This is a genomic window from Kitasatospora sp. NBC_00039 (genome assembly GCF_045160625.1).
Taxonomy (GTDB): Bacteria; Actinomycetota; Actinomycetes; order Streptomycetales; family Streptomycetaceae; genus Kitasatospora.
The window spans coordinates 8,125,696-8,144,288 of sequence record NZ_CP108289.1; the positions used below are offsets into that span (position 1 = coordinate 8,125,696).

At 74.1% G+C, this 18,593-nt stretch carries 22 protein-coding genes; 11 read left to right on the forward strand and 11 right to left on the reverse strand.

Features of this window, described 5'->3' with window-relative positions:
• The first annotated feature begins 81 nt into the window (after positions 1–81).
• The 3 genes from OG286_RS35975 (at position 82) to OG286_RS35985 (ending at position 2,491) form a co-directional block, all read left to right on the forward strand.
• Entirely contained in the window at positions 82–750 is a 669-nt protein-coding gene (locus OG286_RS35975) for a DedA family protein (protein WP_396325211.1), read from the forward strand.
• Positions 751–832: 82 nt separating this feature from the next.
• Positions 833–1,510, forward strand: coding sequence for an O-methyltransferase (locus OG286_RS35980; protein ID WP_405358734.1), 678 nt, complete (start codon positions 833–835; stop codon positions 1,508–1,510).
• 81 nt (positions 1,511–1,591) lie between these two features.
• Positions 1,592–2,491 carry a Gfo/Idh/MocA family protein gene (locus OG286_RS35985; RefSeq protein WP_396325213.1) on the forward strand — a complete coding sequence of 300 codons (900 nt, stop codon included), beginning with the start codon at positions 1,592–1,594 and terminating at the stop codon, positions 2,489–2,491.
• An 89-nt stretch (positions 2,492–2,580) separates the two neighbouring features.
• Here the strand turns inward: OG286_RS35985 and OG286_RS35990 are convergent, their stop codons facing one another.
• Entirely contained in the window at positions 2,581–3,678 is a 1,098-nt protein-coding gene (locus OG286_RS35990) for a hypothetical protein (protein ID WP_396325214.1), read from the reverse strand.
• A 145-nt stretch (positions 3,679–3,823) separates the two neighbouring features.
• Here OG286_RS35990 and OG286_RS35995 point away from each other — a divergent pair, with 145 nt between their 5' ends.
• The 3 genes from OG286_RS35995 to OG286_RS36005 all read left to right on the forward strand — a co-directional run bounded on the left by OG286_RS35995 (position 3,824) and on the right by OG286_RS36005 (position 7,519).
• The gene (locus OG286_RS35995) at positions 3,824–4,852 is read left to right on the forward strand and encodes a phosphotransferase family protein (RefSeq protein WP_396325215.1); all 1,029 of its coding nucleotides are present in this window, start codon (positions 3,824–3,826) and stop codon (positions 4,850–4,852) included.
• Complete coding sequence (locus OG286_RS36000) at positions 4,852–6,081, forward strand: acyl-CoA dehydrogenase family protein (RefSeq protein ID WP_396325216.1); 1,230 nt, start codon at positions 4,852–4,854, stop codon at positions 6,079–6,081. Before OG286_RS35995 ends, OG286_RS36000 begins: the two co-directional genes overlap by 1 nt.
• 130 nt (positions 6,082–6,211) lie before the next feature.
• Positions 6,212–7,519 carry an alpha/beta hydrolase family protein gene (locus OG286_RS36005; protein WP_396325217.1) on the forward strand — a complete coding sequence of 436 codons (1,308 nt, stop codon included), beginning with the start codon at positions 6,212–6,214 and terminating at the stop codon, positions 7,517–7,519.
• 43 nt (positions 7,520–7,562) lie between these two features.
• Here OG286_RS36005 and OG286_RS36010 read toward each other — a convergent pair whose 3' ends face one another.
• Entirely contained in the window at positions 7,563–7,706 is a 144-nt protein-coding gene (locus tag OG286_RS36010; protein ID WP_396325218.1) for a hypothetical protein, read from the reverse strand.
• A gap of 2 nt (positions 7,707–7,708) precedes the next feature.
• On the opposite strand from OG286_RS36010, the gene OG286_RS36015 reads away from it, so the two are divergent.
• Complete coding sequence (locus OG286_RS36015) at positions 7,709–8,014, forward strand: hypothetical protein (RefSeq protein WP_396325219.1); 306 nt, start codon at positions 7,709–7,711, stop codon at positions 8,012–8,014.
• A gap of 45 nt (positions 8,015–8,059) precedes the next feature.
• Here OG286_RS36015 and OG286_RS36020 read toward each other — a convergent pair whose 3' ends face one another.
• Genes OG286_RS36020 through OG286_RS36030 form a run of 3 tightly spaced genes read right to left on the reverse strand, consistent with a single transcriptional unit; the run spans position 8,060 to position 10,583 of the window.
• Positions 8,060–9,031: an NADPH:quinone oxidoreductase family protein gene (locus OG286_RS36020; protein ID WP_396325220.1), complete on the reverse strand. Its 972-nt coding sequence runs from the start codon at positions 9,029–9,031 to the stop codon at positions 8,060–8,062.
• The gene (locus OG286_RS36025) at positions 9,028–9,828 is read right to left on the reverse strand and encodes an SDR family oxidoreductase (RefSeq protein WP_405358731.1); all 801 of its coding nucleotides are present in this window, start codon (positions 9,826–9,828) and stop codon (positions 9,028–9,030) included. Before OG286_RS36025 ends, OG286_RS36020 begins: the two co-directional genes overlap by 4 nt.
• On the reverse strand, positions 9,825–10,583 hold the full coding sequence (locus OG286_RS36030) for an SDR family oxidoreductase (RefSeq protein WP_396325222.1): 759 nt from the start codon (positions 10,581–10,583) through the stop codon (positions 9,825–9,827). The genes OG286_RS36025 and OG286_RS36030 overlap by 4 nt, the downstream gene beginning before the upstream one ends.
• Before the next feature lie 255 nt (positions 10,584–10,838).
• Between OG286_RS36030 and OG286_RS36035 the strand changes: the two genes are divergently transcribed.
• Positions 10,839–11,468: a TetR/AcrR family transcriptional regulator gene (locus tag OG286_RS36035; RefSeq protein ID WP_396325224.1), complete on the forward strand. Its 630-nt coding sequence runs from the start codon at positions 10,839–10,841 to the stop codon at positions 11,466–11,468.
• Positions 11,469–11,472: 4 nt separating this feature from the next.
• Here OG286_RS36035 and OG286_RS36040 read toward each other — a convergent pair whose 3' ends face one another.
• A complete protein-coding gene (locus OG286_RS36040) occupies positions 11,473–12,318 on the reverse strand; it encodes a class I SAM-dependent methyltransferase (protein ID WP_396325239.1) in 846 nt (281 codons plus the stop codon).
• A 431-nt stretch (positions 12,319–12,749) separates the two neighbouring features.
• Between OG286_RS36040 and OG286_RS36045 the strand changes: the two genes are divergently transcribed.
• Genes OG286_RS36045 through OG286_RS36055 form a run of 3 tightly spaced genes read left to right on the forward strand, consistent with a single transcriptional unit; the run spans position 12,750 to position 15,247 of the window.
• On the forward strand, positions 12,750–13,013 hold the full coding sequence (locus OG286_RS36045) for an ABC transporter permease (protein WP_405358730.1): 264 nt from the start codon (positions 12,750–12,752) through the stop codon (positions 13,011–13,013).
• A gap of 26 nt (positions 13,014–13,039) precedes the next feature.
• On the forward strand, positions 13,040–13,831 hold the full coding sequence (locus OG286_RS36050) for a hypothetical protein (protein WP_396325226.1): 792 nt from the start codon (positions 13,040–13,042) through the stop codon (positions 13,829–13,831).
• Positions 13,832–13,837: 6 nt separating this feature from the next.
• Positions 13,838–15,247 (forward strand): hypothetical protein, encoded by a 1,410-nt coding sequence (locus OG286_RS36055; protein WP_405358729.1) that lies wholly within the window; start codon positions 13,838–13,840, stop codon positions 15,245–15,247.
• Between the two features lie 137 nt (positions 15,248–15,384).
• Here the strand turns inward: OG286_RS36055 and OG286_RS36060 are convergent, their stop codons facing one another.
• From OG286_RS36060 to OG286_RS36080, 5 genes are all read right to left on the reverse strand, one after another.
• Positions 15,385–15,747, reverse strand: coding sequence for a hypothetical protein (locus OG286_RS36060; protein WP_405366018.1), 363 nt, complete (start codon positions 15,745–15,747; stop codon positions 15,385–15,387).
• A gap of 33 nt (positions 15,748–15,780) precedes the next feature.
• Complete coding sequence (locus tag OG286_RS36065; RefSeq protein ID WP_405366019.1) at positions 15,781–16,452, reverse strand: M14 family zinc carboxypeptidase; 672 nt, start codon at positions 16,450–16,452, stop codon at positions 15,781–15,783.
• 6 nt (positions 16,453–16,458) lie between these two features.
• The gene (locus tag OG286_RS36070; protein ID WP_396325229.1) at positions 16,459–16,773 is read right to left on the reverse strand and encodes a hypothetical protein; all 315 of its coding nucleotides are present in this window, start codon (positions 16,771–16,773) and stop codon (positions 16,459–16,461) included.
• Positions 16,774–16,868: 95 nt separating this feature from the next.
• Complete coding sequence (locus tag OG286_RS36075) at positions 16,869–17,612, reverse strand: TetR/AcrR family transcriptional regulator (RefSeq protein WP_396325230.1); 744 nt, start codon at positions 17,610–17,612, stop codon at positions 16,869–16,871.
• Positions 17,613–17,709: 97 nt separating this feature from the next.
• On the reverse strand, positions 17,710–18,507 hold the full coding sequence (locus tag OG286_RS36080; RefSeq protein ID WP_396325231.1) for an SAM-dependent methyltransferase: 798 nt from the start codon (positions 18,505–18,507) through the stop codon (positions 17,710–17,712).
• Positions 18,508–18,593 lie beyond the last annotated feature (86 nt).

Below are 18,593 nucleotides of genomic sequence, written 5' to 3' on the forward strand. Positions count from 1 at the left end.
CATCGGATCGACGCCGAGACCGCCGGCCAGGCACCGCCGCGTGCCGCCACCGCGGCTCGTCCTGCCACGGAGGTACTGGCCTTGCACATCGACGCCTGGATCGAGAGCGTCCCACCGGGTGCGGTCTACGCCCTGGTCGCCCTGATCATCGGGCTGGAGTCCCTGGGCATCCCGCTGCCCGGGGAGATCGCGCTGGTCTCGGCGGCGCTGCTGTCCGCGCGCGGTGTGGTCAGCCCGGTCTGGGTGGCCGTGTGCGCGATCCTGGGGGCGATCATCGGCGACTCGGTCGGCTACTCGATCGGGCGCAAGGGCGGGAAGCCGCTGTTCGAGAAGCTGGGGCGGAAGTTCCCCAAGCACTTCGGGCCGGGCCACCTGGCCACGGCCGAGCGCTCGTTCCAGAAGTGGGGCATGTGGGCGGTCTTCTTCGGCCGCTTCATCGCGCTCCTGCGCATCTTCGCCGGGCCGCTGGCGGGCGCGCTCAGGATGCCGTACTGGAAGTTCCTGACCGCCAACGTGCTCGGCGGCGTGATCTGGGCCGGCGGCACCACGCTGCTGGTGTACCAGGTCGGCAAGGTCGCCGAGCAGTGGCTGAAGCGCTTCTCCTGGCTGGGCCTGGTCCTGGCCGTGCTGGTCGGCATCTCCTCGGCCTGGCTGATGAAGCGCCGGGCCGCCAAGGCCGCGCGGGAGCGCGAGGCCGAGGAGGCGGCGGCCGCGACCACCGCCGCGGAGCCCGCGCCCGCCGTCGACTGACGGACCGCCGGAGCCGGCACACCGCCGGGGTAGCATCGAGCTACCCCGGCGGTGGCATGTAAAGCGGCAGGTGGAGGGCGTAATGGCGGAGCAGGCGCAGCAGACGTGGGACGCGGTGGACGCGTACTTCTCCGAGAAGCTGGTCGGCCGTGATCCGGTGCTGGAGGCCGCGGTGGCCGCCGCCGACGCGGCCGGGCTGCCGCGGATCGCGGTGGCCCCCAACCAGGGCAAGCTGCTCCACCTGCTGGCCCTGACCCAGGGCGCCCGGCGGATCCTGGAGGTCGGCACGCTCGGCGGCTACAGCGCGATCTGGCTGGCCCGGGCGCTGCCCGCGGACGGCAGGCTGATCACCCTGGAGATCAGCCCGGCCCACGCCGAGGTCGCCCGGGCCAACCTCGCCCGGGCGGGGCTGCAGCAGGTCGCCGAGGTGCGGGTCGGCCGCGCCGCCGACGCGCTGGCCGCCCTGGTGGCGGACGGCGTCGAGCCGTTCGACCTGGTCTTCATCGACGCGGACAAGACGGGCAACCCCGAGTACTTCGCCCGCGCGCTCCAGCTGACCCGGCCCGGCTCGCTGATCGTCGTCGACAACGTGGTGCGCGGCGGGGCCGTGGCCGACGCCGGCAGCACCGATCCGGCGATCACCGCCACCCGGCGGCTGCACGACCTGATCGCCGCCGAGCCGCGCGTCGCCGCGACGTCGGTGCAGACCGTCGGCAGCAAGGGCTACGACGGCTTCACGCTGGCTCGCGTGCAGAGCTGAGTCAGGGCCCCCGGACACACACGGTCCACGGGCAGACCGGCCGGTGGACCGGAAGGCACGAGAGCAAGGAGCACGGACGGCATGCGGATCGGACTGCTGGGCACCGGCCCCTGGGCGGAGCGGGTGCACGCGCCCGTACTGGCGGAGCACCCCTCCTACGAGTTCGCGGGCGTCTGGGCGCGCCGCCCCGAGGCGGCCGACGCGCTCGGCGCGGCCCACGGCGTCCCCGGGTACGCGGACCTCGACCGGCTGCTCGCCGAGGTGGACGCCGTCTCCATCGCCCTGCCGCCGACCGTGCAGGCCGACCTCGCGGTGCGCGCGGCCGAGGCCGGCTGCCACCTTCTGCTGGACAAGCCGGTCGCGCTGACCGTCCCGGACGCGCGGCGCGTGGTCCGGGCGACCGAGGCGCACGGTGTCGCGTCGGTGGTCTTCTTCACCGTCCGCTTCGGCGGCGAGCAGATCCCGTGGATCGAGAAGCAGGCCGCCGCCGGTGGCTGGTTCACCGGCCGCTCCGACTGGCTCGGCTCGGTGTTCGCCCCGGACAGCACCAGCCCGTACGCGGCCTCGCCCTGGCGGCAGGAGAAGGGCGCGCTGTGGGACGTCGGCCCGCACGCGCTCTCCGTGCTGCTGCCGGTGCTCGGCGACGCCACGCAGGTGACGGCTGCGGCCGGCCCGCTGGACACCGTCCACCTCGTCCTGCGGCACGCCGGCGGCGCGTCCAGCACGCTCGCGCTCAGCCTGACCGCGCCGTTCGCGGCCGGTGGCACGGGCATGGAGCTGCGCGGGGAGTCCGGCGTGGTTCACCTCCCCGAGCGTGGCGAGGGCCCGGTCGCCGCCCTCCACCGTGCCCTGGACGCCCTGGCGGAGTCCGCCCGTAGCGGCGAGGCCCACCCGTGCGGGGCCGCCTTCGGCCTGCGCACGGTGGAGATCCTCGCCGCCGCCGAACGCTCGCTCGCCTCCGGCGGCCCGGTCGAGGTCTGAGCCGTCGCGGCGCCGTCGGCGCTTCGTGCCACCGCGGCACCGGGCGCCCGGCCTCCCGCCCCCCACGCCCCGGCAGTGGGGTCACGCCGTCACGCCCGCCCGGCCGTCCCCGGGCGGCGGTCGGCCGGGCGGGCCGGGGGGATGGACGGGGCGTGGAAGTCGCGCGGGCCGGTCCAGAGGGAGGGGACGGCGTCGCTGCGGCGGGCCAGCTCGTAGGCCAGGGCCTCGTAGTTGACGCGCCAGCCGTGGAAGTGCGGCCACGCGTCGGCGGTGGCGCGGTCACGGGGGAAGCCGGCCGCGGTGATCATGGCGACGGCCGCGTCGAACTCGGTGTAGGTGAGGCGGATCGGCGTCTCCGGGTCCGGATCGGGGTCGAAGTCGACGCGCAGCGAGCGGGCGATGTCGCGCAGCGCGGTGAAGCCGGCGCGCAGGACGAGGCGTGCCTCGGGCGGGGCCGTGCGCGGGCTGACCGCGAGGTGGATGGCGGCCGCGTCCATGACGGCGACCAGGCCGACGACCCAGCTCCGGTTCGGCTGCGGGGAGCGGAAGGAGAGCAGCACGGGGTAGTTGGAGTGGCTCTCGCCGATGTCGGCGGCGAGCCGCTCCCAGTCGCGGTAGAGCTGGGGGAGCGCGGTCTCGGTGTCCACCAGGGACTGGCGGGCGAGCAGCTCCGGCCCCCAGGCAGGCTCGCCGGCGCGGGACTGCAGGAGGGTCACCTCCACCTCGCGGCGGTTGTAGGCGCTGTACAGGGTGGGCAGGTAGGCGATCTGCAGGGCGATCACCAGCGGGCCGCTGGCGGCGGCGAGGAAGTCGATGACGGAGAGGCGGAGCCGGTCCCCGCTGGCGAAGCCGAGGGTGAAGAGGCTGGACCCGGCCTCCCGGAAGGAGACCGTCCAGTCCAGCTCCGAGGTGCCGTGCAGCAGCAGCGTGTAGGCGACCAGCATGCTGCCGAGCCACACCCCGAGCATGCCGACCAGGATCAGCGGGGCCAGCCAGGTCTGTGCCCGGTCCTGTGCGCGGTAGGTACCGAACGGTGTGGCGGAGAGCCGCAGCAGTGTGCGCAGCATCCGCCAGAGCCGGTGCACCAGGGACGAGTACAGGCCGCGCGGGACGACGAGCGTGCGCAGGATGCTGGCGATGGTCAGCAGCAGGAGCAGCACGCCGGCCAGGGTGTGGATCAACCTCATGGCGCCCATTCTGGCGGTGGTGGCGGGCGGGCGGCCGCCCGGGCCGCCGGTGCGGCGGCATTGACAGGGCGCACCCCTCGGCTGAATGCTAAGCAAGCGCTTAGTCACACGTCTCGACCAGGCTTTCGACCAGGAGAGTGAGCCCATGCCCGACACCCCCGCCGACCCGCCCGGGCTGGACCTCGCCCGGCTCCGCGCCCACCTGGAGCGGGAACTGCCCGGCACGGTGAACGGCCCCCTGCGGGCGGAGCTGATCGAGGGTGGCCGCTCCAACCTCACCTACGTGCTCACCGACGGCGCCGCCCGCTGGGTGCTGCGCCGGCCCCCGCTCGGGCACGTGCTCGCCACCGCCCACGACATGGGCCGTGAGCACCGCGTGATGACCGCCCTGCGCGGCACGGGCGTGCCCGTCCCCGGCACCCTGCTGCTGGACGCCGGCACGGAGGTGCTCGGCGCTCCCTGGTACCTGATGGAGTACGTGCCCGGCACCGCCCACCGGGACGTGGCGCCGCTGGCCGCGCTCGGCGCGGAGCGTGTCCACGCGCTCGGTGAGCAGCTGGTCGACACCCTCGCCACCCTGCACCGGCTCGACCCGGCCGCGGTCGGGCTCGCCGACTTCGGCCGCCCGCAGGGGTACCTGGAGCGGCAGCTGCGCCGCTGGTCCACCCAGCTGGCCGCCTCCCGAAGCCGTGAGCTGCCCGACGTCGACCGGCTCCACGACCTGCTCGCCGCCCGGCTGCCCGACTCCCCGGCGCCCGCGCTGGTCCACGGCGACTACCGGCTGGACAACGTCCTGGTCGACGAGCACGACACCATCACCGCCGTCCTGGACTGGGAGATGTCCACCCTGGGCGACCCGCTCACCGACGTCGGCCTGCTGGTGATGTACACCGAGCTGGCCGGCGTCGGCGGCGGCATCATCCCCTCCGCCGCCACCGCCCCGGGCTTCCCCCCGGCGGGCGAACTCGTCGCCCGCTACGCCGGGCTCACCGGACGCGACGCCGCCGAGCTCGACTGGTACGTCGCCTTCGCCTCCTTCAAGCTCGCCGTCGTCGCCGAGGGCATCCACTTCCGCTTCCGGCAGGGCCGCACCCTCGGCGCCGGCTTCGAACGGGCCGGCGAGATGGCGCCCGTCCTCGCCGACCACGGCCTCACCACCCTCAAGGACCGCTGATGGACTTCGCCCACGACACCCGCACCCTCGAACTGCGCGAGCGCCTGCTGGCCTTCATGGACCAGCACGTGTACCCCGCCGAACCCGTGCTGGAGGCCCAGCTCGCCGACCCGGCCCGGGAGGCCTGGACCGTCCCGCCGATCGTCGCCGAGCTCCAGGCCGAGGCGCGAAAGCAGGGGCTCTGGAACCTCTTCCTGACGGACCGGGAGGGCCTTCCGGGTGACGGGGGCGCCGGCCTCACCAACCTCCAGTACGCGCCGCTCGCCGAGATCACCGGCCGCAGCCCGCAGCTCGCGCCGCCCGCACTCAACTGCGCCGCCCCCGACACCGGCAACATGGAACTGCTCGCCCAGTTCGGGTCCGACGCGCAGCGGGAGCAGTGGCTGGCACCCCTGCTCAACGCCGAGATCCGGTCGGCCTTCGCGATGACCGAGCCCGACGTCGCCTCCTCCGACGCCGCCAACATCGCCACCCGGATCGAGCGCGACGGCGACGAGTACGTCGTCACCGGCCGCAAGTGGTACATCACCGGGGCGATGAACCCGCGGTGCCGGATCTTCATCGTGATGGGCAAGACCGACCCGGCCGCCGACCCGCACCGGCAGCAGAGCATGATCCTCGTCCCGCGCGACACCCCCGGCGTCACCGTCCGGCGCGGCATGAGGGTGTTCGGCTACGACGACTCCGACCACGGCGGCCATGCCGAGGTGCACTTCGACGGCGTCCGCGTGCCCGCCGCCAACCTGATCGGCGAGGAGGGCTCCGGCTTCGCCATCGCCCAGGCCCGGCTGGGGCCCGGCCGGATCCACCACTGCATGCGGGCCATCGGCATCGCCGAGCGCGCCGTCGAGCTGATGTGCCGGCGGACGCTGGACCGGGTCGCCTTCGGCCGGCCGCTCGCCGAACAGGGCGTCGTGCAGGACTGGATCGCCGAATCCCGCGTCCGGATCGAGCAGTTGAGGCTGCTGGTGCTCAAGACCGCCTGGTTGATGGACACCGTCGGCAACCGCGGCGCCCACACCGAGATCCAGGCCATCAAGATCGCCACCCCGAGCACCGTCGAGTGGATCCTCGACAAGGCCGTCCAGGCCCACGGCGCGGCCGGCGTCAGCCAGGACACCCCGCTCGCCCAGCTCTGGGCCGGCAACCGGACGCTGCGCCTCGCCGACGGACCGGACGAGGTGCACAAGCGCTCGCTGGCCCGGCGCGAGCTGAAGCGGTACCGCTGACCGGTGTCATACCGGGGTAGTACCCGGAGGGTTGGCACCGCAGTATGACGTTCGTGCACCACCCCGGCCCGTACTGTCGGCGTACGGGCCGGCCGGCGGACGGCGGGCCACCACGACGGGGAGCCGGGGAATGACGGGGAGCTGGGGCACGATGCACGGGCGGGGACAGGGGCGGGCGGCGCGGACGGGGATCGCCGCGGTGCTGGCGGCGACGGCGCTGCTGGGCGTGGCGGCCGCCCCGGCGACGGCGGTGACGGCACCGGCCGTGACGGAACGGCAGGCCCAGGCAGGGCTCCCGCAGCCCACCGGGCCCTACGCCGTCGGCACCACCGCGCTGCACCTGACCGACCTCGGGCGGCAGGACCCGTGGCAGCCCGGGCGGCTGCGCGAGCTGATGGTCAGCTTCTGGTACCCGACCACCCGACCCGCGTACGGCGACGAGCGGGCCCGCTACATGGAGCCCCGCGCCGCCGGGCACTTCGGGGGCAAGGACGGTGCCTCCGTCTTCAACTACGGGGCGGAGCCCGGCCGGACGGACTGGTCCGGAGTGCGCACCCACGCCCGGCAGGACGCACCCGTCCTGCCCGGCGGCGGGCCCCGCCCGGTGGTGCTCTACTCGGCCGGGCTCGGCGACCCGCGCACCTGGGGCACCGGCCTGGCCGAGGACCTCGCCTCCCGCGGCTACGTCGTCGTGACCGTCGACCACCCCTACGACGCCTCCGAGGTGGCGTTCCCGGACGGCCGCCTCGCCGAGTCCGTCCTCCCCGGCATGGCGGGCCCGGGCCTGGACATCGGCGCCCTGCTGCGCAAGGCCATGCAGACCCGGGTCGACGACACCCGCTTCGTGCTGGACGAGCTCGCCGCGCTGCGCACCGACGGCCGGCTGCCCGCCCGGCTGGGCGCCTCGCTGGACCTCACCCGGATCGGCATGGCCGGCCACTCGGCGGGCGGCTTCACCGCCGCCCAGACCATGCACGACGACCCCCGGATCGCGGCCGGCGTCAACATGGACGGCCAGCTCCACTTCCCGGGCCCGGACGGCACGGGCGTGCACCTGGGCAGTGTCGCCGAGGACGGCCTGGACCGCCCGTTCCTGCTGATGGGCACCGGGAGCGACGACTCCGGCGACTACCACCACCAGCCCGGCTGGGACGCCTTCTGGCAGCACACCCGGGGCTGGAAGGCCGACGTCACCCTGACCGGTTCCCGGCACGGCTCGTACACCGACGCGCAGTCGCTGCTGCCGCAGCTCGCCCGCCAGGGCGCGGTGTCGGGGGAGGCCGTGCGGGCCGACGTCGGTGACATCCGCCCGGACCGGGCGGTGCTCGCCACCCGGGCGTACGTCGCGTCCTTCTTCGACCGCTGGCTGCGCGGGCACGACGACCACCTGCTGGACGGGCCCTCGCCGCGCTTTCCCGAGATGGAGTTCGCCCGCTGACGCCCGCTGACGCCCGTGTGCCGGCGCCGGCGCCCGCGCCGCGCTAGCGGATCTCCGAGCCCGGGTTGGCAGCGTCCCAGGCCTGCCGGGAGTCGACGATCGTGTCGTGGTGGTCGTAGGACCAGTCCGCCATCGCCCGGATCAGGTGGGTCAGGCTGTGGCCGAGCGGCGTCAGCTCGTACTCCACCTGTGGCGGTACGGTCACGTGTGGTCGGCGAGGAGGCGGTCGGCGGCGCCGACGTCGCGGCGGCCCTGACCCGGGCGAGCGGGAAGCCCGTCGAGTACCGGCCCGGCACGCTGGCCCAGGCGCGGGCGGCGGTCGCCGCCTCGGGCGCCGAAGCCTTCCAGGTGCCGATGGTGGCCGGCACCTACTCGGTGATCGCGCACGGCTTCCTGGCCGGCCCGGGCAAGCCGGGCGACCTCGCCGCGCTGCTCGGCCGGACGCCGCGCCCGGCCCTGGACGTCATCGCCGAGGGCACGGACGCGGCCTGGTGAGCCGCCCGTGAGCCGGTGTCACCCGCCCGACCCGCCGAGCCGGTGTCACCCGCCGAGGACGACCACCCGCCCGGTGCTGTGCCCGTCCGCGACCCGCTGGACGGCCTCGGCCGCCCCGGCCAGCGGCAGACGGGCGCTCACCAGCGGGCGGACCACGCCGGCCTCGGCCAGCTTGGTCAGCTCCTCGTGCGCGGCCCGGACGGCCTGCGGGTCACGGGTGTTGTAGAGGCCCCAGTGCAGGCCGAGGACGCCGTAGTTCTTCACCAGCGCGTGGTTGAGCGCCGCCGCCGGGATCTCGCCGCTCGCGAAGCCGACGACGACGATCCGGCCCTCGAAGGCGATGCACTTGGTGGAGCCGGTGAACGCGGCACCGCCGACCGGGTCGAAGACCACGTCCGCGCCGCGCCCGCCGGTGGCCTCCTTGACCGCGGCGACGAAGTCCCCGGCCGTCCGGTCCACCACCACGTCGGCGCCCAACTCCCGGGCGACGGCGGCCTTCTCGGGCCCGCCGGCCACGGCGATCACCCGCGCCCCCGCCGCCCGTCCGAGCTGGACGGCCGCACTGCCGACCCCGCCCGCCGCCGCCTGCACCAGCAGCGTCTCGCCCGGCCGCAGCCCGGCCCGGCGGTGCAGCGCGAACCACGCGGTCTGGTAGCCGATGTGCAGCGCGGCCGCCTCGGCGTCGTCCAGCGCCCCGGGGGCCGGGAACGCGGCCGCCGCCTCCAGCAGTGCGTACTCGGCGAAGGCGCCGCCGGGCAGCACCGGGTTGCCGATCACCCGCTCGCCGGCGCGCTCCCCGGCCACGACCTCGCCGCACAGCTCCACCCCGGGGGTGAACGGCAGCGGCGGGCGCACCTGGTACTGGCCGCGCACCATCAGCGCGTCCGGGAAGTTGACGGCCGCGGCCCGCACCCGGACCAGCAGTTGACCCGGCCCGGGGACCGGCCGGGGGACGTCCTCGACGAGCCGCATGGCCTCCTGCGGCTCGCCCAGCTCGGTGACCTGCCAGGCCCTCACAGCGCGTTGCTCCTCTCCAGCCCCTGCTGGAGCCGGTTGACGCCGGCCAGCCAGCGGTCCGGCTCGGTGGCGCGGACGGCGTAGTACTCGGCGACCTCCGGGTGCGGCAGGACGAGGAAGCGCTCCCGGCGCACCGCGTCCAGGGTCGCCTCGGCGACGTCCTCGGCGTCCAGCGCGGTGGGCGCCAGCAGCGCCTCGCCGACCGCGCCGGTCGAGGTGAGCATGTCGGTGCGCACGCCCTGCGGGCAGAGCGCGTGGACGCGCAGGCCGCGGTGGCGGTAGGTGGCGGAGAGCCATTCGGCGAAGGCCAGCGCGCCGTGCTTGGAGACGGCGTACGGGGCCGAGCCGAGCATGGTGAGCAGCCCGGCGGCCGAGACGGTGGCCACGAACCGGCCGCTGCCGCGCTCCAGCCACCGGGGGAGCAGCAGGTCGGCGGCCCGGACGTGGGCGAGTACGTTCACCTCCCAGGCGCTCGCCCAGACGGCGGCCGGGGCGCCGGCCCCGCCGGCCGGGGCGACGCCGGCGTTGGCGCACCAGACGTCGATCTCGCCGAGTGCCTCGCGGGCCCGGCCGACCAGGGCGGCGACGCCCTCGGCCGAGGCGGCGTCCCCGGGGGCGGCGGTGCCGCCGGTCTCGGCGGCCACCGCGCGGGCGGCCGAGGCGTCCAGGTCGTTGACGACCACCCGGGCGCCGGCCGCCGCGAAGGCGCGGGCCAGCGCGGCGCCGATGCCCCGGCCGGCGCCGGTGACCACCACGCCCTGGCCGGTGAAGTCCGTGGTCTCCGCGGTGCCGCTCACAGCCCGCCGCCCAGGGTCACGCCGCCGTCGACCACCAGGGTCTGGCCGGTGATCCAGCCCGCGTCGGAGGAGAGCAGGAAGGCCACCGCGCCCGCGATGTCCTCCGGCACGCCGAGCCGGCCCAGCGGGTAGGCGGCGGCGACCTCCTCCTCGCGGCCCTCGAAGAGTGCCTCGGCGAACCTGGTCTTCACCACGGCGGGCGCGACGGCGTTGACCCGGATGCCCTGGCCGCCGAGTTCGGCGGCCAGCTCGGTGGTGAGCCGGATCAGCGCGGCCTTGGACACCCCGTACATGCCGATCCCGAGCGAGGAGCGGATGCCCGCGACCGAGGCCACGTTGACCACCGAACCGCCGTGCTCGCCCATCCATGCGGCGTGCGCACGGCGCGTCCAGGCGAGCGGGGCCAGCACGTTGACGGCGAGGATCTTGGCGGCGGCCGCCTCGTCGGTGTCCAGCACCGGGCCGTAGACCGGGTTGATGCCGGTGTTGTTGACCAGGTGGTCCAGCCGTCCGAAGGCCTCCAGGGTGCGGGCGACCGCCTCGTCCTGATGGGCCGGGTCGTCGGCCTTGCCCGCGATGCCGATGGCGACCTCGGGGCCGCCGAGGTCGCGGACGGCCTCGGCGAGCGGCTCGGCGTTGCGGGCGGTCAGGCAGACCCGGGCGCCGCGCGCGACCAGCTCGCGCGCGATCCCGAGGCCGATGCCCCGGCTGGATCCGGTGATGACGGCCACCTGGCCCTTGAAGGAGTGCACCACGGAGGTCCTTTCACGTGCTCCGGCCGCGGGGGCGGCCGGTCGGTGTCGCCGGGGCGGTGTCGCCCGGGGGTGTCGCCCGGGTGGTCGTTCCCGGCCGGTGGCGGCCCGGCGGGTGTCCGGGTCGGGCTCTGACTAAGCGCTTGCTTAGCATGCTGTCGGTGCGGGACCCTGTCAACAGTCCGCAGCGCCCGCCCGTCACCGACGACGGACCGTGCGACCGGAATGCCCGTACGACCGATCTGGGAGGATGGCGCCATGACCAGCACGCCCATCGCCGACCTCTGGCCCGCCCTGCCCGGCGGCGCCGACGCCCGCCCGGAGGCGGCGTACCGGCTGCTCCAGGCCGCCGTCGAGTCCTTCGCCGAGCGCGGCTTCCACGCCACCACCACCCGCGACATCGCCACCGGTGCCGGTATGAGCCCGGCCGCGCTGTACATCCACTACCCCTCCAAGGCCGCCCTTCTGGCCGAGATCAGCCGGGCCGGCCACGCCGCCACGCTGGAGCTGGTCCGGTCCGCGGTGGCCGGCGGGGGAGACCCGGTGGCCCGGATGCGGCGGCTGGTCGAGCAGTTCACCGCCTGGCACGCCCGCGCCCGGACGGTCGGGCGGGTGGTCAACTACGAGCTGCACGCGCTCCCCGAGGACGCGTACGCGGTGGTCGCCGCCCTGCGGCTGGACATCGAACGCGAGGTCAGCGACCTCATCGAGGAGGGCGCCGCGGCCGGCGCCTTCGAGGTCGCCGAGGTGCGGACGGCCGCCCGCGCCGTCACTTCGCTGGGCATCGACGTCTCCCGCTGGTACACCGGGCGCAGCAGCGAGACACCGGAGGAGCTCGGCCGGCGCTACGGCGACCTGGTGTTGAGGATGCTCGGCGCGAAGGTCTGACGGCTCAGGGCTTGACCGCGGTGTGCACGTACCAGGAGACGTGGTCCCGGATCTGGTACATCTCCACCACCGACCGCAGGCCGAGCCACCGCTCGGCCGGGCCGAACAGCCGCAGCAGCGCGTACGGCGCCCGGAAGTACGCGTAGAGCGCGTCCGAGGTCGGGCGGTAGCGGGCGGTGGCGTCGAGCGCCTCCTCGATCCGGAAGCCCGCCCCGGTCAGCAGTTCGTTCAGGCTCCGGGTGTCGTACCGCTTCGCCCCCGGGAACGACATGGCGTCCAGGTACGGCTCCAGTACCGCGCGGTCATGGGGGCTCATCTCCTCCGCCGGCGCCCCTACCGGCCCGAGGATCACCAGCCGGCCGCCCGGCCGCAGCACGCGGTGGAACTCGGCCAGGGCGCGCGCCGGGTCGTAGGCGTGCACCAGGGTCTCCATGGAGTACGCGCCGTCGAAGGAACCGTCGGCGAACTCCAGGTCGTGGTAGTCGCCCCAGGAGAAGGTGGTCCGGTCCTCCAGCGCGGCCCGGACGCTCAGCCGGCGGGCCTCCCGGACGTGGAAGTCCAGTACGTCCACGCCGGTGATCCGCAGGCCGAACCGCTTCGCCAGCTCCCGCGCGACCACGCCCGCGCCGCAGCCGGCGTCCAGCACCCGCGAGCCGGCCGGCAGGGCCAGCTTCCGGCCGAGGACACCCTCCAACTGTCGCTGCGCCCGCCAGCAGCGCCACTTGGACTGCCCGGGCTCCGTCCACCCCCAGTGCCGGGCGTTGCGGCAGACCGCCGTGTAGAAGAGCCGGCTGCCCGGCCGTCCGTAGACGCGCCGGAGTCCGGTGAGATCGAGTTCGCCGCTGGCCATCTGCACCCGCCCGGTGATCCGCTGCCGTGCGCCGCCGTCTGCGGCGCGCCGCCGTCCCGCCCAAGCTACCGACGCGCCCCCGCCGGCGCTGGCCCGATGCACCCGCCCGGGTGTCGTGGACGGGATTCGGGGGCCCGCCCGGGTGTCGCGGACGGGGGCGGCCCGCCCTTGACCGGGCTCGGAGGTGCGCGGAGACTTGTGTACAAAGTATGCGTGCCTCGTAGGTGTACGTGCCCCCGTCCGCACCGCGGATCCGGGACCCGACCACGTACCCGAAGCGAACCCACCCCGTGGGCGGCCTGCCCCCCGACCGGCGGCCCCGACGGGGCCGACACCCGACCCGGGCCGGTGCGGCCGGTCGCGCCCGTGAGCGATCACGCCGGGCGTGGGCGCCACGCGGGGCCCGGGCGGCAGAGAGGGGAGGCGCCGAGATGCCCTTCCACTCCGAAAGTCCGGTCCGCCCGCTCTTCTGGCTGGAGATCGCCCTGGGGAGCCTCTCCGGGCTGCTCTTCCTGGTCACCCTGGTCTGGCCGGACTGGATCGAGCTGCTGCTCGGTCTCGACCCGGATGCCGGCAGCGGCGCGGCCGAGTGGCTGATCGTCGCCACCACTGCCACGGTCACCGTCGCCTGCGCCGTCGGTGCACGGACCGAGTGGCGCAGGACCCATCCGGCCGCCGCCCGGGCAGCGCGGTGACGGCCGACCCAGGGAAGGAAACCACCATGCCTGATGGCACGCCTGCCGCGACGCCGGAGTCCGTACCCGATCTGGTCCGGCAGGCCCCACTGAGCTTCGTCGGCAGGGTCACCCGGCTGGGCGGCACGCCTCTGGCGGCCGTCACCGCCGACGAACGGACCGCGGTCGTCCAGGTCGACGAAGTGCTGCACGCACCCGACGCGTTCCGCAGACTCGCCGGCAGCGAGGTCACCGTCCAGCTGTCCGCCGGCCTCGCCCCGCCGGCGGTCGGCGATAGGGCCGCGTTCTTCACCAAGGGCGCGGTCTACGGCGAAGGGCTCGCCGTGGACGAGGTCGGGCGGCTGCCCGCCGACGACGTCCAGCCGCACCTGACCCTCGCGGCCACCACGGCCGACGCGATGCCCTTCTCGGCCGTGCTGCGCGGCATCAGGGACGAGGACATGACCACCCACGCCGGTGAGGCGGACGCGGTGGTCATCGGCACCGTCGTGGGCCTGGAGAAGCTGCCGGGCAACGAGGGCCGCCCGATCTCCGAGCACGACCCCGACTGGTGGCGGGCCCAGCTGGACGTGAGTCACGTGGAGTCGGGGGACGTCCCCCCGGGACGGCTCTCCGTCCTCTACCCCAACAGCCGGGACATCCACTGGTACCGGGTCCCGAAGCCGAGTCCGGGACAGCAGGGCATGTGGATCCTGCACGCCACGGAGGGCGCCGACGACGAGTCCGCCGCCCTGCGTGATGCGGCGCGATTCCAGCTGCTCCATCCCGACGACTGCCAGCCGACGCGGATGCTCGCGGTGCTGCAGGAGCGGAGGTGAGCCGTCGTGCCCACACTGAAGATCGTCAACATCACACCGAGGTCGCTGAGCGGTGACACCAGCCAGAAGGGAGAGCCCAACCTCGCGGTCAACCCCGAGAACCCCGACGAGCTCGTCGCGACCGCCTTCACCCCCGACCCGATGGGCGGCCCGCTCGCGCCGATCTACGTCTCGACGGACGGTGGCGACACCTGGGTGCTGAGGAGCGTCGTCCCCGGTGGTGTCCCCGGCACCGGTACGGCCGACATCAGCGTCGGCTTCACGCCCACGGGCGGCACCCTCTACGCGGGGATCCTCAATGCCCGGCTGAGCACCGCGACCCGTCTCCGGATGCAGATCCTGCGGACGCCGGACGCGCGATCGACGACGCCGATGCAGATCCTCGTCGACCGCGGCGGGCCGGACCAGCCCTGGGTCGTCACCGATGCCGTCGCGAACGGCAACGGCCGTGGCCGGGTCTACGTCGGCAGCAATGACTTCGGTCTGAGTGGCGGACGCACCGCCTCCGTGGATGCCTCGGACGCCTCCCCGACCGCGCCGGCGCCGTCCGGGTTCGTGGCCACGCCGATCGAGCGGCGCTCGACCACCGGCCAGGACGGGCCGCCCGTGCGGATCGCCGTGCATCCCGACGGCACGGTGTACGCGGTGTTCACGAGCTGGCAGAACCGGACCGGACCCGACCTCCGCAACATCACCTTCGACGTCGTGGTGACCCGGGACGACAGCGGGGGCGTCGGACCCGACCCGTTCCGGTCCCTCACCGACTCGAACGGGATCGCCGGTCAGAAGGCCGCGGCCCAGCGGTTCGTGGTGTTCGACGACGAGATCGACGGGCAGCGCCTCGGCGGTGACCTGACGATCGCGGTCGACCCCCGCGACTCGGCAAGCGTCTGGGTTGCCTGGTGCGACCGCGTCGGCGGGCCGGCGGGGGTGGACAACACCCTGCATCTGCAGCACTCGGCCGACCGGGGCCGGACGTGGTCCGCCGCCCGCACACCGCCCGTCAACTCCGCGCTCTCCACGGCCGTCAACCCCGCGCTGGCGGTCAACTCCGACGGCCTGGTGGGGCTGCTCTACCAGGAGTTCGTCGAGGACCAGTGGCGGACGGTGCTGGAACTGACGGCCGACGGCTGGCAGACGGCGCCGGCACGGCAGGTGCTGCACCAGGCCGCGCTGAGCCCGTCGGCGGGCCTGAACGGGAAGCCGTTCCTCGGTGACTACATCCGGATGATCACGGTCGGCCGGGACTTCTACGGCGTGTTCGCGGGCGACAACCTGCCGGACAACGCCAACTTCCCGGCCGGCGTGACGTACCAGCGCCGGGCCAACTTCGTGACCCGTCAGCTGTTCGACGTCGATGGCGTCCACCGGGTGCCGACCTCGCTCGACCCGTTCTTCTTCCACCGGGCCGCGTAGCCCACGGCACTGCCGCGTGGTCCGCGGCACTGTTGAGGCGCCCGCCGATCGGCGGGCGCCTCGATCGCAGTTCAGACCACTGTGGTCGGTCGGTGTTCGGTCCGGGGCTCAGATCCATCCTCTGCACTCAGATGCGCTCAGAGCGCCGCCAGGCAGAACTGGACGAGCCCGGCGTCGACGTCGAGGACGATCTGCTCCATCTCGGGCCAGAGCGGCTGGAAGATCGTGCCCCACTCGACGGTGAAGGCGAGGATCTTGCCCTTCTCCGGGTCGACGAGGTGGCGCGAGAACGCGTAGTCGTCGCTGGTTCCACTGGTCGGGTACAGGTGGAACCCGGACATCGGTTTGTAGGTGCGGCCGCGCACGCCGTGCAGTCCCCGGCAGAACTGTTCGGCGAGCAGGGCGGCGTTGTCGGCGTCGACCTTCTCGATGAACTCCGCGTAGGCGAGGTCGCCGGCCACGCCGCGCTTGCCGTCGAACAAGGGGTTGCGGAAGTTCATGGCCGGTTCGATGGACTGGTTCTCGTCGTCGCCTCAGACGAAGAGGATGTCCTCGGCGTGACTGTGCACGTCGACGAACCAGCGCGTCCGCGGGAACTCGTCGAGGAGCCAGCGGACGTTGCGGGTCTCGGGCTCGGAGAAGGCGTGCGGGCCCTCGTACACCTGGCGGTCGCACGGATCGGCCGAGACGCGCGGGCCGGCGGTCGGCGCGAAGGCGGTGGTGAAGTCGAAGAGGAAGTCGAAGTTGCGGTTGATGTCGACGCCGATGCATTCCGGGCGGCCCCCGGAGTTGGCCGGGTTGCGGTTCTTGCGCCACATCGTGTCGACGCTCTGGCTGTGGCGCCGGCCGTCCGGGTTGACGAGCGGGAAGATGACGAGGTCCCGCTCGTTCAGCACGCGTTGGACCTGGTCGGCGGTGAAGGTGGTACCGCCGTAGGCGAGACCGGTGTGGGAGTCGTAGGCCTCCAGCAGGTCGGCCGCGAGGTGGATCAGCACCTCGCAGCTGCCCCACTCACGCGCGTGCAGACCTCCGGTCAGGACGACGCAGTCCTTGGGGGCCAGGGACTCGGCGCCGATCCGCAGGGCGTGGCTCGTCCGGCCCTCGACGGTGCGTTCGGGCAGCTCGATCAGGCCGGCGAGGGAGGGGAACGCGGTGGAGAGGCTGGCCACGGCGGACTCGACCTCGGTGACGTTCAGGTAGGACATGGCGGGTCAGTCCCTCACCTTGACGGCCAGGCCGCGCGGACGGGCGTCGGCAGGGGCGAACCGGTCGCCCTCACCGACCTGGGCCTGGGCGAGGCGGCCGGCCTCGGAGGCGTTCTGGATCTCCTCGACGGTCACGCCCTCGCGTTCGAGGGCCGTGACCTGGTCGGAGGGGACGTAGGCATCGATGCTGCAGCGGCCGTCCGGCTCCCGGGTGGGATGGCCGCCGACGTCGGGGCGGACCTCGCGGAGCAGCGCGCGCAGGGTGTCGGCGTCCTTGGCGGTGACGCGGACACGGAGAATGTCGTAGCGGGGAGTGGACATGGCGACCTCTTTCGGGCGCCGTCGGGTCTCACATCAGCGATTCCGACGGCGCGGGGCGCTGATGTACGTGTATGTCCGATGTGTACCTCGTATCCTCAGCGTGCGCTTCCGCCGTAGAAGGAGTCAAGGGGATCCTGCGGCATCCCGCCCAGCAGGCGGTCCAGGCCGGCCAGCAGCTCCCGTTCCTCGTCGTAGTCGGAGAGCCGCGGGACGAGTGCGCGCAGCCGGGGGTAGTCGGCGGCGGGCAGCCGGTGCAGGCCCAGGCGCAGCAGCGGGTCCGGCTCGTCGGGGTTGTCGACCACCTGACGCTTGTCGACCAGGAGGAAGCCGACGTTCCAGGCGACGAAGGCGCGGTAGACGGTGAGCGCGGCGGAGTCGTCGAACCCGGCCCGGCCCAGCACGGCGAGGATGTGCTCGGTGAGCTGGAGCGCCGGCGCGGGGCGGCGGGCCACCGGGACGGTGAGCGGCCGGGTGGCTACCAGCGGCAGGATCGCGGGGTGGGCGTGGGCGACCGAGGCGAAGGCGCGGGCGATCCGCTGCAGCTCCGCGCGCCAGGCCGGGAGTGCGGGATCGGCGGGGGTGGCGCCCCGGACTGCCTCGGCCGAGCTGCGCAGCCGGTCGTTGATCTCGGCGAAGAACGCCTCGACCAGCCCGTCGAGCAGCGCCTCCTTGCCCGGGGTGTAGCGGTAGAGCGCCATCGACTCGACGCCGAGGCCGGTGGCCAGGCGGCGCATGGTCAGTGCCGCCAGCCCCTCCTGGTCCACCAGCGCGACGGCGGCCGCGAGCACCAGCGGGCGGCTCAGGCGCCGCCGCTTCTCGGGACCGTCCAGCTCCACCATGTCCGCACTCCTCGTACGCCGGTCAGGCGGATGGGGCGAGATGGGACCAAGGATACAAGGTAAATATCGGGCATACAGCCCACGTGCTGGCCGGTCCTCAGTGCTTGCGGCCGACGCCGGCGTACATCCAGCGGGTGGTGCCGGTGGTCGGGCCGTCCGGCCGCCAGAGCGGGACGAAGTCGACGCCGGGCTCCAGGAGCTCCCAGTCGTCGAAGAGCCCCTCGACCGCGGTGCGGCCGCGGTCGGTGATCCCCGACGCGGTGTTGTCCCAGGTCTTCGCCACCTCGGCGGCCCGCTGCGGGTTGCCCTCGGAGGTGCTGTGGGAGACCAGCAGGTGGCTTCCCGGGGCGAGCCGGCTGTGGATCGCCCGGACCGCGGCGCGGGCGTGGTCGTCGTCGACGAAGTGCAGGACGGCGAGGAGCAGGACGGCCACCGGCTGCGAGAGGTCGATCAGCCTGCGCAGCTCGGGGCGGTCCAGCAGTTCGTCCAGGTCGCGGAGGTCGCCGGTCAGGACGGTGGTGGAGCGCTTGTCCGAGAGGAGGGCCCGGCCGTGGGCGAGCACGATCGGGTCGTTGTCGATGTAGACCACCCGCGCGTCGGGGGCGATCTCCTGCGCGACCTCGTGCACATTGCCCCGGGCGGGCAGGCCGGAGCCGATGTCGATGAACTGGCGGACGCCCGCCTCGACGCAGAGCCGGACGGCGCGGCGCAGGAAGGCGCGGTTCTCGCGGGCCGCCTGCGGGATGTCGGGGGCGGCGGCGATGGCGTGCTCGGCCGCGGCCCGGTCGGGCGGGAAGTTGTCCTTGCCGCCGAGCCAGTAGTCGTAGATGCGGGCCGGATGCGGACGGTCGGTCTGGAGGTCGGTCACATCGCTGGTGCCTCTGGCGTCGAACATCCGGTCCCCTCCGGTGAACTGAACGGCTGTCATCCGCGCGGGGCGGGATGTCGGCCGGTCTGGCGTCCACGCATGATAGCGGGCCC